Genomic DNA, 414 nt, shown 5'->3' on the forward strand with positions numbered 1-414 from the left:
CGCGGGCCGCCGCCCAACAACTTTCGGCAGGCGGACCGGCATTCGATATCTCCAGGGTCCGTGATCCCGAAGAACGCGAGGCGGAACGCTGGCAGGCCTATGTGTCGCGACTGGGGACCCAGCCGGGCATCATCGTTGCCGAACAAAAGGTGCGCGATGGCCAATTCTACATTGCAGGCCTGAGAGACCCGCTTGCCGCCGACCCGCAGTCGTTGTTGTCCGGAACGCGGCTCGATCCCGCTCGCGTTCATTCACACTGGCAATCCTATCAGAGCCTTGAGCCGGAGTTCGTGTTGAAGCGGCTGACGGCGTCGCTGGCTCCGCCGGATTCAGTACGACTTTCGATCGTCGATGATCGCATCGTTGCCGAGGGTGAGGCTACTGCCACGTGGATCGACCGGGCGCGGGCCGCCG

Annotated in this window: 1 pseudogene; it reads left to right on the plus strand. The window is 64.0% G+C overall.

Annotation, left to right across the window (positions count from 1 at the left end):
* A pseudogene (locus AC04SI_RS33375) lies at positions 1–414 on the plus strand (OmpA family protein); the annotation flags it as partial.

The organism is Mesorhizobium sp. CNPSo 4689 (assembly GCF_057784325.1).